The 16,527-nt window shown below is 33.0% G+C and carries 11 protein-coding genes; 5 read left to right on the top strand and 6 right to left on the bottom strand.

Features of this window, described 5'->3' with window-relative positions:
- Positions 1-28: 28 nt before the first annotated feature.
- From KFZ70_RS09420 to KFZ70_RS09405, 4 genes are all read right to left on the bottom strand, one after another.
- Positions 29-2,008 (bottom strand): sulfatase, encoded by a 1,980-nt coding sequence (locus tag KFZ70_RS09420; protein WP_139695052.1) that lies wholly within the window; start codon positions 2,006-2,008, stop codon positions 29-31.
- Between the two features lie 120 nt (positions 2,009-2,128).
- Positions 2,129-3,607 carry a sulfatase gene (locus tag KFZ70_RS09415; RefSeq protein WP_199240645.1) on the bottom strand — a complete coding sequence of 493 codons (1,479 nt, stop codon included), beginning with the start codon at positions 3,605-3,607 and terminating at the stop codon, positions 2,129-2,131.
- Between the two features lie 115 nt (positions 3,608-3,722).
- Entirely contained in the window at positions 3,723-4,961 is a 1,239-nt protein-coding gene (locus KFZ70_RS09410) for an MFS transporter (protein ID WP_139695054.1), read from the bottom strand.
- Positions 4,951-5,880, bottom strand: coding sequence for an ROK family protein (locus KFZ70_RS09405; protein ID WP_139695055.1), 930 nt, complete (start codon positions 5,878-5,880; stop codon positions 4,951-4,953). The genes KFZ70_RS09410 and KFZ70_RS09405 overlap by 11 nt, the downstream gene beginning before the upstream one ends.
- Positions 5,881-6,647: 767 nt before the next feature.
- Here KFZ70_RS09405 and KFZ70_RS09400 point away from each other — a divergent pair.
- Genes KFZ70_RS09400 through KFZ70_RS09380 form a run of 5 tightly spaced genes read left to right on the top strand, consistent with a single transcriptional unit; the run spans position 6,648 to position 13,601 of the window.
- A complete protein-coding gene (locus KFZ70_RS09400) occupies positions 6,648-8,162 on the top strand; it encodes a sulfatase (protein WP_199240646.1) in 1,515 nt (504 codons plus the stop codon).
- 6 nt (positions 8,163-8,168) lie between these two features.
- Entirely contained in the window at positions 8,169-9,218 is a 1,050-nt protein-coding gene (locus KFZ70_RS09395; protein WP_139695056.1) for a zinc-binding dehydrogenase, read from the top strand.
- Between the two features lie 33 nt (positions 9,219-9,251).
- A complete protein-coding gene (locus KFZ70_RS09390; RefSeq protein WP_139695057.1) occupies positions 9,252-11,234 on the top strand; it encodes a GH39 family glycosyl hydrolase in 1,983 nt (660 codons plus the stop codon).
- A 13-nt stretch (positions 11,235-11,247) separates the two neighbouring features.
- On the top strand, positions 11,248-12,696 hold the full coding sequence (locus tag KFZ70_RS09385) for a sulfatase (protein WP_139695058.1): 1,449 nt from the start codon (positions 11,248-11,250) through the stop codon (positions 12,694-12,696).
- 26 nt (positions 12,697-12,722) lie between these two features.
- Positions 12,723-13,601 (top strand): DUF6250 domain-containing protein, encoded by an 879-nt coding sequence (locus tag KFZ70_RS09380; protein ID WP_139695059.1) that lies wholly within the window; start codon positions 12,723-12,725, stop codon positions 13,599-13,601.
- On the opposite strand, the gene KFZ70_RS09375 is transcribed toward KFZ70_RS09380, so the two are convergent.
- Positions 13,506-14,735 (bottom strand): glycoside hydrolase family 27 protein, encoded by a 1,230-nt coding sequence (locus tag KFZ70_RS09375; RefSeq protein WP_139695060.1) that lies wholly within the window; start codon positions 14,733-14,735, stop codon positions 13,506-13,508. The genes KFZ70_RS09380 and KFZ70_RS09375 overlap by 96 nt on opposite strands.
- Positions 14,736-14,924: 189 nt before the next feature.
- Positions 14,925-16,457, bottom strand: coding sequence for an alpha-L-fucosidase (locus KFZ70_RS09370; protein WP_139695061.1), 1,533 nt, complete (start codon positions 16,455-16,457; stop codon positions 14,925-14,927).
- Positions 16,458-16,527: the final 70 nt, after the last annotated feature.

The following is a 16,527-nucleotide window of genomic DNA, read 5'->3' as shown; positions in this document are numbered from 1 at the left end:
TAATTAAAACAAATCATATTTTTTAATTTTAGTTAGGATAAATAAATTTTCTTCCTGTTTTATTCTTCTTTATGCCATCTTTTTTTTCTTTTTCTGTAAATAGGTCAGTAATAGGTATATCGTTTAGATTTACCTGAATTGATCTTGCCCTTAATACTAACCCCTGATAACCTTGTTCATTCTTATTCTCCCCAAGCGCTATTTTTCTGAAAATGGGGGAATATTTTTTTAGTGATTTTTTTTGCTCAGGATACCAAGTAAGTGTTTCTAAAGAAGAGTATGCTGGATTAAAATTATTTCTAAAAAGATTTATTAATTTGTCAACCCCTAACTCAAAATTATCCATGTAACATATAGCTTCTGAAGCCATAGTGGCTACTTCCAGATCCTCATCCTCTATTGCTTTAATTAAGGACTTTGGAGCTATTTTTAGCTTGTTTGTTGAGCCTAAATGGCAAAAAGCTACGGTTGCCCAGTATCTCAATACTGCATATTCACTTTTCAAAAGGCGTAACAATTCAGGGATATCTTCATTTGAAGCCGATCCAGCTAATTCTGCAGAACTATATAAAAGCTCCAAAGGGAATTTAACATCTTTAACCCACTTGTAAAGCCCATTCTTTTTTTTAGTACGCATCTCCCTCGGAAAAAAACCCAAGTCATGCGTTTCTCTGACATGCTTCGCCATTTCTTCTCTTAAAAACTTCAGCTTTTCTTTGAAATTTGAATTATTAGCTAAGTTATTTAACTCCCACGGATCATTCTCCAAATCAAATAACATCTCATCTTCTTTAGGTTTATAAGGTATAAGCCAATCCTCATTTTTGCATATACCTGAGATTATGTAAGTATCCCATGCTTGATTTGCCGGCATACCCCATTGATATAAGTTCCTTAAACAAAAGGGTTTATGAGGTATATAATTTTTGATGTACTTAAATCGACCATCAGAAACTGTTCTGGACGGATCAAAATGATAGTTTTCTTGATTTGATCTAAATCCAAATTGTAGTTTCCTAGATTCTTCAACTTTTTTTCCAAGAAATGGAATACCTTCCATGAAATCTGGTATATTTACTCCAGCAATAGACAGAAAAGTAGGAGCGAAATCAACAAAACCAACGTTTCGCGTCTCAATATAGCCAGTCTTAATATCTAGTTTTTTTGCCCAAGCAGGTGGTATATATACTATCAGAGGTATTTTTAAACCACTTTCAAATGGGAAACCCTTACCCCTAGGTAAACAACCGCCATGATCACTAAAAAAGAAGATAATTGTGTTGCCATCTAGCCCCTTTAATTTCAAGTCGTTTAAGTAAGCATTTACCCATTGGTCCGACTCTTGAGAAGCTTTCAATTGAAAAGCCTCATCCGATCTCATTTCAGGTAAATCTGGAATATGTGGTGGCATATTAAGCTTATTAATATCAATACCATATTCTTTAAAGTCTGGCCTGCCCTCAATCGTAATTGTTCTAACTAATCCCATATGGGTAGCCGTAGTATTAAATACAGAAAAAAATGGCTGATTTGGTTTTCGATTTATGCTATTATAAGTTGCATTTGTACTACATTCATCCCATATACTTTTATTATCTAACTTTGTATTATAATCAGTTTTAACATTATTAGTGCAGAAATAACCAGCCTTTCTTAAATAATTTGGAAAAAAAATGTTCTCTGGGGTATCATAATCCTCTCTATGAATATCCATACCAAAACTGGTGGCATAACATCCTGTAATCAGCGTAGATCGTGCTGGTGAACAATGAGGTGCGTTAGAGCTTGCATTTGTATATTTTATTCCTTTTAAGGCAAGGGCGTCAATGTTTGGAGTATTTATATCTTTGTTGCCATAACACCCAAATTGATAACTACTGGTATCCTCAATCACTAAGCAAAGTATATTAGGCTTTGTTTGAATACTGTGTTGCCCTGACACACATGTACTAATAGCACAAAGACTTAAAAACATAATTAATTTGGGCAATGACATAAATTCTTTCAAGATTAAATATTTTTCATCTTTGATTTTTTGAAAACATTTAGAATAATTTTAGTTTATTTCCCCTACTTGCCTATTATACCAAATATAATCCTGACCAAACCTAGATTTTGTTCATTACTTTTAGTCGGTGTAATCATATTCTTCTTTTAAGCCAAGAACCTCGATAGCTTTCAAACTTGGCTTTGGGTACTTATCTCCTTCCATGAAATATTGCACATTATCCCAATCAAAATTGACATCTGTCTCCCTTGGGTCTCCAGTTTTCACGAGATAATCAGTTAATTTATTTGATAGTTCCTCTTTAATTTTAGCATATTTAGGATTACCTGCCACATTATTTATTTGTTCTGGATCATTCTTAAGATCGAATAATTCTTCATAAGGTCTTTTTGAGAATGCCAAATCAAAATATGGTTTAATTTCATCTTTGTTCTGGTGTTCTAAAATATAGAATTTAGTAGCGCAAGGATATTGTAACATATGGGCATCTACATCTCCATATAACGGAGGGTCACCGGCTGGCCAACGATCAGACTCATAATTCCGAATATATAAATAGTCATCAGTGCGTATTGCTCGCCCTGGATAGCCCAGACCATTTTTGCGAACAAAAGCATGGCGTTCTCTTGCCATAACAAAAAAATCTCTTTCTTCCTCTATTCTTCCTTCGTCATTAGAAGTGAGAATAGGGAGTAGACTTTTGGCCGTCATTTCCTCAGGAACTTTAATACCTGCAAGTTCTAAAAATGTAGGAGCAAAATCATTTAAACTAACAAAATCAGTAATTTCCCTTCCTCCTTTATAGTGTTTTGGCCATGATATAATTAATGGAATTTTAGTTCCTGCATCATACAAATTAGCTAACCCTCTTGGCATTTGCCAACCATTGTCACTACAAATTATAACTATTGTGTTTTCAAGCTCCCCCATTTCTCCAACAAGCGCTAAATAAGAAGCAACTTCCTTATCAAAAAGCTGAATCTCGTTATAATAATCCGCAATATCTTTTCTTACTTCTTCCGAGTCTGGGAGGTAAGATGGAACTTTTATTTTAGACAAGTCTAAACCAGATTTTTTCCATCCATTTCTTCTAAATGGTCTATGCGGGTCTCTACTGCTATACCAATACATCCATGGTTGTCCTTTTTCAATCTCGTTATAAAACTCTTCAAAAGAATCATATCTTTCGCCTCCAGGGTTATACTCCCACCCATTTTCTGAAGCATTACCTGGTCCCCAGCCTTTTCCCTCAATCCCTACATGATAACCAGCTTCAGACATAAGTTTTGTATATACCTTCTCCTTAGGGAAACTTGCCCAGAGATTTGCCCCCTCTCCTAGTCTCCATACATCCTGCCCTGTTAACATTGCTGCTCGAGCTGGTGAACATGAAGGTGAAGCACAATAAGCATTTTCAAACTGTACTCCTTTATTCGCCACTGCGTCAATATTCGGTGTTTTGAGAACCTCGTTACCGTAAGCTCCTAAATGATTCCACGAATGATTGTCACTCATTAAAATGAGGATGTTTGGTTTTTTGGAATTTTTGCGTTTTTTAGTTTCTTTTTCACAAGAAATTAACTGAAAAACTAATCCCATTAACAAAACTATTTTTAAGCATTTTTTTTTGTTCATTATATTATATTACGAATTAAATTTTTTGAACTAGAAACATATGGTCATATACTTTAATTGAGAATTTTTAAAAAGATATTTATTTAGACCCTATAGTTTTATTATTTACGAGTGGTTTTGCCCAAATCCCAATTGAAAAAATATATGCGAGAGTCATATAATTAAAAATCATTCCAAACCTTAGATCAAGAACTTCACTTAACCCTCCAATTATAAAAGGTACTATTGCACCACCAACTATACCTGTACATAAAATCCCCGCAAATGAACCATGATATTTATCGACAGAATTTAATGCTAAAGAAAAAATTACAGACCACATTATAGATGCAAAAAATCCAACTGCAGGAAAAGAAAGAATTGCCATTTGTTTATTACCAAAAAGTGCGAGAGTTAAACTCAAAAAGGCGAAAAAGGAAAAGATTATCAAAACTTTTTTACTGTCTAAGAATTTTAATATTACCAGTCCTAAGAAACAGCCAACAGTTAGGAAGCCCCAAAAGTTTCCTACTACGGCTGCTCCAGTTGTTTCAGAGTCAACCTTGTGATAGACTTCCAAAAATTGTGAAATCCAGAAAGAAACACCTTGCTCAAATCCAACATAGCAAAATATACCTATGAAAAAAGCTATTACCGTTCTGTTCTTAGTTAAATTTTTAAAAACTTCCAGACCTCCAATTTTCTCATTGTCTTCTAATTCAACGTTGGGAAAGTTTACAAACAACACTACGACCACCATAATAAATGCAACAGCAGCAAAAATCCAGTAAATTACTACCCAACTCATATTTTCAGAAACAAAGCCCGATAAGAACAAGATGAATTTATCAGATGTACTTTTGTCACCAAGATGCTCCATGAGATATACGAAAAGGTAGGGTCCCACCACTCCAGCTACACCGAAAAACAGTTGCCCAAGCACCGAGTAGAAAGCGAAATTTTCCTTGCCTCCAGCCTCTCTTAAAAGCGGATTAATAGCAACTTGCAGCATAGCCATTCCCGTACCAATTAAGAACAAGGAAAAGAGAAAAAGGCCATAAGTTGGAAAAATAGCAAAACTAAAAGAACCAGTACATGCTAAAATAAAACCTGAAAGAATAATTTTCTTTTCTTTATATTTTTCAACAAGTATTCCTGCTGGAATAGACATAATACCATATGCAGAAAAGAAGGCTAATGTCATAAATCCCATGGAAGAAAATTCTAGATTAAAACTTTCTTTAATATTTGGGTTGATAGCGCCCAAAATATTAGTTAGAAAAGATATTACAAAAAATACCAGTAAAACCAATCCAACTATTAAGTATCTATTTTTCATCTTTTGTCTGTATTTTTTTAAATGCAAATAAGCCCGCTCCAAAAAAACCTGCTTTATTTCCTAATTTAGCCACTTGAATATCAACACCATTGTAAGACTCTTTTAAGGCATTTTCTTTAGTATACCTTTTAATCTTATCAATAAAAAAACTGCCGGCTTGTGATACCCCTCCTCCAATTATTATTCTTTTGGGATTAAAAATATTTACGTATCCAGCAAGTCCAACACCTATGTACTGTGTAATCCGATCTATTATCTCTATTGCAATAGGATCCTTCTTAAAATATTTATCTACAATGTATTCACCATTAATATTGTCTGAGGCTTTCAAAGCAACCTTTTCATACTCTCTAACCATAGCTGAGGTTGAAGCAATATCTTCCCAATAGCTTCTTTGTCCATCAACAACAATAGGTAACAAACCTAATTCTCCTCCCAATCCGTAATGACCATTAAACAGTTCGCCATTAATAAAAATAGCACCTCCAATACCTGTTCCTAGAGTTATAAATAACATTGAGTCATGTTGATAATTTGGCGCTAGTGTAAACTCTCCTAACCCCATCATATCAGCATCATTTGCAATAAAAGTTTTAATCCCTGTTCTTATTGATAGAATTTTTCCAAGAGGAATATTGCTCCACCCCTTGATATTATTAGCTCCTCCAACAACTATGTTACTTTTCTCTACCAATCCTGGTGTACCTAGACCTATCGACACCACACCTAACTCCAATTCTTTTGATTTTTTAACAGCCTCTTGTATTGAATCTAAAATATTGTCCACAACTTCACTTGCAGACACACTTGCTTTAGAAGGCTTTGAAGCACTCCACAAAATTTCTTTGTCCTCATTAATTAATCCATACTTGATGGCAGTCCCCCCCAAATCAACACCAATTACAGCATTTTTGATCATTTTAAAATTTAATGTTTATAGCAAAGGTGGGGGTTCTGCATTCAATACAACTGCATAAATGTTACTTATCAACCGTACGCATGTTACATTAGCAAGAAAAAGCTAGTTTGACCATTGAAACTAATATCTTAATTAGAGCTTCTACAAAAGAAATTAAACGTAGTGGTTTTATAACGAAAACCGAACTACATTAAAGCTTAATAGAATTAAACATTTAAGCACCAATGAAGCAAGATTAGATCTAAACCCATGAATGGACATCGTTAAAAGTACTTTATCAAGCTAAATCCATCATCATTATTATGAGTTAATTTCCATATTTATCTAAATGACAAATAACCGTTGTTATTTTTAAGAAAACCCTGTCAATTCTCATGAATTTTGTGATTAAAATGAGTAAAGCCTGTATTGCGAATAAGGTCTTTAGCACCAAAATGGTTCTCGAAACATTTTTTACTAAAGAATCACTAGAACTGATAAGTTGATTTATCTTTTACTTTAAAATGCACATAAGGACTGCTAAATTTAAACAATTTGTTTTCTTTCAATTTGCAATATTAGCCGACAATTAACCCATGTAACCGTAAGTAGTGATTTCTGAAACAATTAAAAGTTTACATGTCTAAAATTAGAGGTACATTTGATTCCACATTCTTATTGTGGTTTTAGGGTTTACCGAGATTCTTCCGAGTAGATTAATCAACCGAACAAAAAAATCATCTCTTAAGACTTAATAATACTAAACAATATCATATAAATCTTCTAAAGTGAATTTAAACAAGTTATCCATAAAGTTAATTTTAAGAATTACGTTTCTTCTTGGCATGATTTTGATTGTTAGTTGCTTAAAAAAACCGAAAGCCAAAGAGGCAAAACAGCATAATATTCTTTTTATTGCCATCGATGATTTAAGACCTGATCTTGGAATATATAATAATACAGTCGTAAAGTCCCCAAACTTAGACGCAATAGGAAATGAGGGGGTAGTATTTAATAATCATTTTGTTACTGCTCCTACTTGCGGTGCATCCAGAGCTGGGTTATTAACAGGCCTACTCCCTAGAGACTCAATAGACATTACAAATGAAGTTTTTAGTGAAAAAATAGCTAAACAAAAAGATAGCCCAAAAACTGAATCATTTGTTCATTTTCTGAGACAAAAGGGATATTATACAGTTGGTGTTGGTAAAATAAGTCACTCTCCTGATGGTTTGATTTATGGTTACGGGGATGAAATAGGTACTGAATGGGAGCTACCAAAAAGTTGGGATGAAATGTTGCTGGATTTAGGTAATTGGGGAACTGGATGGAATAGTTTCTTTGCTTATAGTGGAGGTAAAAATAGAACAGACGAAAACAAGAATTTAAAGCCTTATGAAAAGGCAAATGTTTCAGACGAAGGATATCCCGATGGCTTAATTTTAAAAACTGCCTTGAAAAAATTGAATGAACTTTCTGAAAAAAAAGAACCATTCTTTCTTGGCGTTGGTTTTTTCAAACCACACCTGCCTTTTAATTCGCCCAAGAAGTACTGGGATTTATATGACCGTAATCAAATAAAAACTTCTCCCAATCCCGAAATACCAAAAAATGTTAATTTAAAAAGTCTACATTCCAGTCATGAGCTAAATCAATACAAAAAAGGAGAAGAAAAAGCCTCACTTCAAAAACCTTTATCCGAACATTACTCCAAAAAGCTAATTCATGCCTATTATGCTTCTATTAGTTACATTGATAATCAGGTTGGAAAGCTAATGACCGAACTTGAACAATTAGGGCTTTCTGATAATACGATTATTATACTTTGGGGGGATCATGGTTGGCATTTAGGTGACCATAGGATATGGGGAAAACATACATTATTTGAGAGGTCACTTAAAAGCACTTTTATTATTAAAGCCCCTCAAATCAAGAAAGGGTCTAAAGTAAATGAAATTGTTAGCAGTATTGATTTGTATCCTACTTTAATGGAGCTTTGTGGATTTTCAAAACCTAATCGTCTTGACGGTCAAAGTTTAGTTCCTCTTCTTAAATTTCAATCTCCTGATTGGTCGAACGTTGCCTATAGTTATTATAACCGTGGTATTAGTGTAAGAAATGAACGTTTTAGGCTCACAAAATACTTTAGAGAAAATGAGGAAGAACCGAATATTGAACTATACGACCATATTAATGACCCAAATGAGACAACCAATATTGCTAAACAGGAGCCTATGATAGTTCAAAAACTATTGAAGTTGATTGATCAAGGTGATTTCGGTATATATAAAAATAAAAATTAGTTGATTATGGCATCACAAATGGAATTGGCAGAGTTGGAATTGGTTGACAGAGAACATCCAAATTCGCAGACTGTTGCAGTTTTAGAAGCACCTTATGATATATCAATAGCCTATGCGAAAATACCTAAACCCAATAGAGATGAAATATGTATACAAATAAAATACGTTGGCATATGTGGTTCAGACCTAGAAACTTATCGCGGTTCAAGAAAACCAGAATATTTATCAATGCCAACAAGATTAGGTCATGAAGTTTCAGGCATAGTTTGCGAAGTTGGGGAAAATGTTAAAGGTCTCCAAATAGGTGATAAAGTAGCGTGTAGATATGTTTGGGGTGCTTTTGCTGAATATATAGTATGTAAACCTTTTAATGTAATAAAACTTCCTTTATCGTTCCCAATGAAGGAAATCAGCCTTATCGAAGTTTTACCGGGTATTATCCATACCGCAGAACTTGCGGAAATTACTGAAAACAAGAATGTCCTAATTATGGGGCAAGGTGTAAGCGGATTGATTATGACCCAAGTCATAAGTTTATATAACCCTAAAAATCTCGTCGTTACCGATTTAAACATTAAAAAATTAAAATTAGCTCAATCTTATGGTGCCACACATACATTTAAAATTCCAAATGAATATACTTCAACTATGGATATAGTTGGAGAAGTATTTCCTGAAGGATTCGATATAGTAATACCTTGCCTATTGGATGGTGATGGAATGGTGGATGCAATTGATACTGTCGCTTTTAGTGGTAAAATAGTTATGTACGGATGTATTGGAATTTGTAATAAATCGATTGATTTTTTTAAGGTGCATAGAAAAAGAATAAATATATATTCTACAGAACCTAGAACGGATAATCAAATGCGAAAATATTTTCATGAGGGTGTACAATTGGTTTTGGACGGACTTATAAACACATCAGAAATGGTAACAAATATTTTCTCATTAGCTGATCTCAAAAAAGCTTTTGAGTTGAGAGATAATAAAAATGATAAAGAGGCAATTCATGTATTGATTGACTGTGATATGAAAAATAAAAAAGAGTTTTAAAAACAATAATAACTAATCATTAATTATAATGGAATGAAGAAAAACATCAAACTCTTACTTATTTTATCTTTGGTAATGTTTATCTATAATTGTGATAAACAACCAGCCCAAAATAGCACAAAAAGTATAGGTCAAGACTTTAATTTGGTAAAAGGAAAAGTAGACTTCTCAAATAGTAAACAAGAGTTCTACCACTTTTGGAAAAGCACTGGGTATTCGCCTGGAAGTGTCTTGATGCGAAAAGATATGCAACAAACTATGAATTATCTAAGGTCTGTAAACAACTCAGGAATAGTTTACAGTAGACCCCATTACTTATTAAATCTCATTGGAACAAAGGGTTTAGGTACGAAAAACGTTGTTTATGATTGGACACTTTTGGACAAATCGTTAGATGTTCTGGTTGCAAACAATCAAAAATTAATTTTCGAACTTATGGGCTTGTTTAATGGAAAACTTGAAGAGCACCAGATTCGCTACGATAAAGAAGGAACTTATAAAGTAGACTACGAGGATTATTTTAATGATTTTAAAAATCATAATCAATTATTGGCTTGGAAAAGACTTGTAAAAGACTTAGCAGTACATCTTATTGAAAGATATGGTAAGGAAGAAGTTAGATCGTGGTATTTTGAAACTACTAATGAACCCAATATAGAGCATTTTTGGCCATATGATACAGTTAGTTTTTCAAATTACTATGATGCGTGTTCAGAAGGATTAAAAGAGGCTGATCCTCAACTAAGATTCGGAGGTCCTGGAACATCTGAAGGTGGATTAGGAGAGATGTTCAATTCTATTCTAGAACACTGTGACACAGGAACAAACTATTTTACTGGCGAAAAAGGAGTCAGGCTTGATTTCATTTCTGTACATGTCAAACAATTACCGCAAGATATGGTGGATAAAGAAAAAAAAGTTATTGATTACATACGAGAAAATCATCCAAAATTTATTGACAAACCTTTTGTTAATGATGAAGCGGATCCATTGGTTGGGTGGAGTCGAGATTTTTATTGGCGTTCTGGTCCCTGGTATGCCAGTTTTGTAGCTCAAAGCGTAGATCTTCACCAGAAAATACTTGTAGAGAAAAATAACGTCAACTATTCAATTTTAAGCAATGATAATGGGTTTATGGGAGACTGGAAACATAGAACTCACTTTGCAAGATTTAGTAATCCTTTTAACGAAAACAATTTCTCCCTAATCAAAAAGCCTGTTTTTACTGTAATGAGTTTGTTGTCTAGACTAGGCAATCAAAGTTTAAATGTAGGTTATTCTACAAAAAAGGGCAATAACTTAGGAGTGATACCTACAATAAAAGGAAATGACTTTATTGGTGTATTAATTTACAACAAACCAGAAGTAAAAATTAATTACAACGGAGAACCTCGCCCATGGATTACTGATGACGAAAAAAAAATAATTCAAAAACAAGGAATAAATTTAAAACTAGAACTGGTTAACCTCCCTTTCAAATCAGGAAAAATGGTGCATTATAGACTTGATGAAAACCATGGAAATCCTTTTGAAAAATGGATAGAACAAGGTGGCCCTTCCTTTCCAACTTCAGATCAAATAAAAAATATTAAGAGATTCCAAGAACCTGCAGTATACGAACCGATAGTATCCTTCGAATCAAACAATAGAAATCTTGATTTAGAAGTTACTATGCCACCTTCATCAGTTAGTTTAATTCTTATCTCTGGATCCCATAAGAATCAAATAAATAAAGTTAAAAAACCCACTTTAAAAAAATACAACAGTTTCCAAGGAGAAACTGATATTATGATACAATGGCATGACATTGAAAACGATGATTTGTTGAGCTATGAGATTTCTTTTGCAGAAAACGATAGTGACAATTTTAAAATTGTTAGTGCTGGAAATTTAATTGATTGTGCTTACGTACATACATGGAAACCCGAAACCGTTAAAGGTAGATATAAGATTAGAGCAATCGATATATGGGGTAATGTGGGATTATGGTCCGATGAAACACAAATTAACTTTTAAACTTAAACGCAAAATGAATTTTAAAAACAATAATATAATTTCAATTTTAGTACTGCATTTTTCAGTGCTTTTATCACTTTTTTCCTGTAGTAACAAAAATTCTAAAAGTGCTAATAGTCATAATCCTCCAAATGTGATTATAATTTATACAGACGACCAAGGATACGCTGATATAAATTGTTACGGCTCTGAAAATTTAACCACTCCGAATTTGGACAAAATGGCAAAAGAAGGTGTGATGTTAAGTAACTTCCATGTTGCGCAACCAGTTTGTTCAGCCTCAAGAGCTTCACTGCTCACTGGTTGTTATTCAAACAGAATAGGTATTCATGGTGCCTTATTTCCAAATTCAGAGATAGGGTTAAATCCTGATGAAACTACTATTGCTGAAATGTTAAAACCAAAAGGATATAATACAGCAATATATGGTAAATGGCACTTAGGGGACACTGAGGATTTCATGCCAAATAATAATGGATTTGATGACTATTTCGGAATACCATATTCAAATGATATGTGGCCTCTCCACCCATGGCAAGATAAGTTTAAATTCCCTCCATTACCGCTATATCAAAACCATAAAATAATAGATACCTTAACAAATCAGTCAAACCTTACCAAAGTTTTAACCCAAAAAAGCTTAGATTTTATTAAAATCAACAAAAACAATCCATTCTTTTTGTATTTGGCGCATCCACAGCCACATGTACCATTGTTCGTATCGGATGCTTTTAAAGGAAAATCAAAAGCAGGGCTTTATGGAGATGTCATTATGGAACTAGATTGGTCTGTAGGAGAAATATTAAATGAATTAAAAAAACAAGGTATTGATGAAAATACCCTAGTTATTTTTGCCTCTGATAACGGACCGTGGCTTTCCTATGGAGAGCATGCTGGTTCTGCTGGGAAATTAAGAGAAGGTAAAGGAACTGTATGGGAGGGGGGAACTAGAGTACCATGTCTCATAAGAATGCCTTCTACAATTCCTTCTGGAAAAATAGTTTCCACTCCGGTAATGAATATTGATATATTACCTACAATAGGAAGAATTACCGGTGCAGAATTACCTAAAAATGAAATTGACGGTAAAGATATAATGGATGTTTTAACAGGTCAAACTAAACAGCCTGTTCATGAGGCTTATTATTTTTATTACAAAGAAAATGAACTACAAGGAATATTATCTGGGAAATGGAAGATGTACTTCCCGCATAACTATAGATCTTTAAATGGGCGAAAGGGTGGAACAGAAGGCACCCCCTCGCCTTATGAAAGTATAGAAATTCAAAATATTGAACTATACAACCTAGAAAGCGATGTATCAGAAAAAATGAATGTAGCTGAGCATTATCCAAAAGTTGTTGATAAACTTATGAAATTGGCTCAAGACAAAAGAATGGAGTTAGGCGATAACCTTTTTGGGTTTAAAGGCAAAGATAACAGACCTGCGGGTATAAAATAATTACTCAATGGATAGACTAAAGTATTATGCTAAATTATAAAATTATCAGAAGAAAAAAATACATGTTGTACATATATTTTTTAACGTTTATTTTACAAATTAGTTGCATAAGCTCTAAAAAAAACTCAATTCAGAACAATAGTCATCTCATTTATCAAGATAATTTTGACAAAGGTTTAGGGAATTGGTTTTTGGAATATTCGCATGGAAAAATTTTTATTAATGATTCTAAAAAATTAGAAATAGATGTTAACGAAGGTGCCTCAATATGGTATAAAGAAAAACTTACTGGTAATTATACAATAGAATATGAAGCTACAGTGATTCAACATGATATTAAAAAAGACCGTGTAAGTGATTTAAATTGTTTTTGGAAGGCTAAAGACCCAAATAACCCTGAAAATCTTTTTAGCAAAGCTAGAAATGGTAATTTCAATGAATATAACAGCCTTGAGTTATATTACGCTGGAATTGGTGTTCATAATAATACAAGGACAAGATTTAGAAGATATGATGGTACAGGCAATAAACCTTTATTACCTGAACACGACCTTTATGATGAAATATATTTACTTAAACCTAATGAAATTAATGATATCAAAATAATAGTTAGAGATAATAGAGTGAAATTTTACAGGAACGAAAGGCTTATATACGATTTTTTAGACAAAAACCCAATAAAGGATGGGTGGTTTGCTTTTAGAACCTATAAGAGCCATTTAGAAATAGACAATTTTAAGATATATAAAAGACACTATCCCGTAAAGAGTGTTTTACTTTTGGATGTAAATTGGTTGGTAATTTTATTTCTAGTTTTTACTTATCCTAAGTACCATTACATCATGTGCATCAATTTTTGTACTTATATACTTTCCTTCTTTTTTAATATTTTTATGAAGCCATAAATCCCTTACTAAAATCATTTCTTCTTCATCCACTCCCAAATCTTCCCATTTTAGCATTAAATCTTGTGCAAAATCTGCTCTATTTAAAATACATACTGCCATTTCCTTATTTAACAAAGGCTTTAAGAATATTTCAATGCCGTTTTCATCATATATTTTCTCTGCTTGTTTGCAAAGTTTATCTTGATTAATATCAATCAATTCTTTGTTTGTTATTATCTCAAGAATTTCATCGGGAATATTTCTCACATCACTACCCAACATCAATGGCGCAGTAAGTATACACCATAATGAAAAATGCGATCTATTTTCAGACAAAGTTAACTTTCCATTTCCTACTTCAAGCATGTCAGGATCGTTAAATGAGTCTGGTCCTGATAAAGTTGCTAAACCTTCTTGACTATCTAAAATTTGCATAATTTTACCCCAAGTAGGATTAATATCATTAGTTGTTCTCCACATTGTCCCTAATTCAGGAGCCCAATGAAATAATTCTTTTCTATTCTGAGGTGTTATTTTTATTTGCTTTCTATATGAACGCGCATTAGGAATTTGGCCACTAACCCAACCTTTTTCGCAAATTGCATATACTATAGAACTATCGATATCTGAAAGCGCATTGTGCATGGCTTTTAACCTTTTTAAAATTAACTCTCCTGAGTTTGACTTTTCTTTATTTCTTGCTGGGCAATAATCATACTTCACAAACTTAACCCCCCAATCGGAAAACTGTTTTGCATGTATCCTTTCTAATCCTAAACTACCAGGGTATCCTCCACATGTTAATTTATTCGGACTTGAATATATACCTAACTCAAACCCTAGTGCATTAACGTAGTCAACTAATGACTCTATGCCATTAGGAAATTTTTTTTCATCCGCTAACAAAAGACTATCTTTTCCTAGAGATTTTGACTGCCATCCATCATCAATTACGATATATCGATAGCCACAATCGATTAATTTTTGCTTTTTCATCGCATCAGCAGTCTCCTTAATAAGATTCTCTGATACATTAAAACGAAATTTATTCCAAGAATTCCAGCCCATTGGAGGCGTCACTTGACCATTTGATTTTAAAGTAACCACACATAAAACGATAATTAGAATTGAACACCTAATCTTTTTTTTCATTGTAATAATTTTTAATTTATACTAGAAATTATATTTACTTAAATAAGAACCATAATTATTAAGTTTAAGACTTATTCTAATTATAAACTTTTGTGTTCTCTCGAATAATAAAATTGAGCAAAACCCAAAAATATTATAAAAGATAATTAATACTGAAAGTTAACAATGCGAGTATTAATAATGGATGAACTATTCTAAAATAATTTTGAAAACATTTGCATAATCATTGAGTTCAACTTCAGGTACTATAAAATATGTTGAACTATCAGTTACTTCAACTTTAACATTCGAATTATTAGTTAATTCAACTACACTTTTTATTGGTGTAGCCGTTGGATACCTGTGAGGTGCTAGCTCTCGTATTTTTAAACGGCTACCCTTCTCTGGCTTTCCTAAAAACATTAAATAAATAATTTTTTCATCTTTGGATTGTGTAAACCTATAATCTTCAAAAGTATAGACATTGGTTGTCGTCATCCCTCCATGAGTACCCGCCTTTGGTACTGTAGGCCCTCCTCCGTGAATCAACCAAGGTTTGGTATTATAAATTGCTTCTCCATTTACTTTAAGCCATTCGCCAATTTCCTGTAATACTAGCTCCTGCTCCACAGGTATTGACCCGTCCGCTCTTGGTGAAATATTTAATAATAGTGTCCCATTTTTACTCACTATATCTATCAAGCTGTGTAAAACCATTGAAGTTGGTTTTATTTTAATATCATCAGTATAAGACCAAGATCCAAAATTAACAGTATCATCAGTCATCCATAGAGGCTTAAAAATTTCTGTATGACCGCCTTTTTCAATATCATTTATACCTACCGATAAAGGAAGGTCATGTTGCTTATATATTATTGCAACTTCTTGTTGCTTCTTTTGCGCCTCATTGAGATAATAAGCACAAAATTCCTTTCTATGTTTTTCCGGAATCAAATTAAGCCACGAATCAAAGTATATAACATCAGGAGAATACTCATCAATAACCTCCTTTAACTTTTCAAACCATATTTCATAGAATTTATCCTCATTAATATTTCCATACAATAAAGATAATTTAGGGTCTGTTGAAGATGTATGCCAATTTTTATCATAAATAAAATGGCTATCATAAGTTCCGTCATTGGGTGTTGTCGAATTTCTTTGAAGTAATCTGGCATGGTGGAAACTTGTAAAAAACTTTAAGCCTGCGTTATTGATTTCGGTTTTTAATAAACCTAAAATATCTTTCTTTGGCCCCATGTCATTTGCATTCCAAGGATTAACATTACTATTCCACATCGAAAATCCATCATGATGTTCTGCTACCAAACCTCCAAACCTTGCGCCGGCAGTCTTCATTAAATTTGCATATTTTTTAGCGTCAAATTTAGGGGCCTTAAAAAGAGGAATTAAATCATGATAACCGAATTCTGACTGATCTCCATAAGTGTTTTTATGAAATTCAAAAAGAAAACTATTTTTATCATACATGTACCTGGGATACCATTCTGTGTACTTTTCCGGAACAGTATAAACACCCCAGTGAAAATATATTCCAAACTTTCCGTCTCTTAACCAATCTGGTGTTTGTTGATGATTGGAAAGAGACTCCCAACTAGGCGAAAATGTCATGAAACTAGTATCTTCATTATTAGAGGTTTCATTTCTATGATTACAACTGAGCAAAGTACTGAAAAATAGAATCATTATAGAAAGCTTAATACATTTTTTGTTTTTTTTCATTTTTATGCGTTTTTATTACATTCATACATAGGGTAGGTTAAATCCCTTTGTGTTTAAATTTATTGTAAAG

The organism is Allotamlana fucoidanivorans (assembly GCF_045788535.1).
In the GTDB taxonomy this organism is placed as follows: domain Bacteria; phylum Bacteroidota; class Bacteroidia; order Flavobacteriales; family Flavobacteriaceae; genus Allotamlana; species Allotamlana fucoidanivorans.
This window is presented reverse-complemented; position numbering and strand designations above follow the sequence as displayed.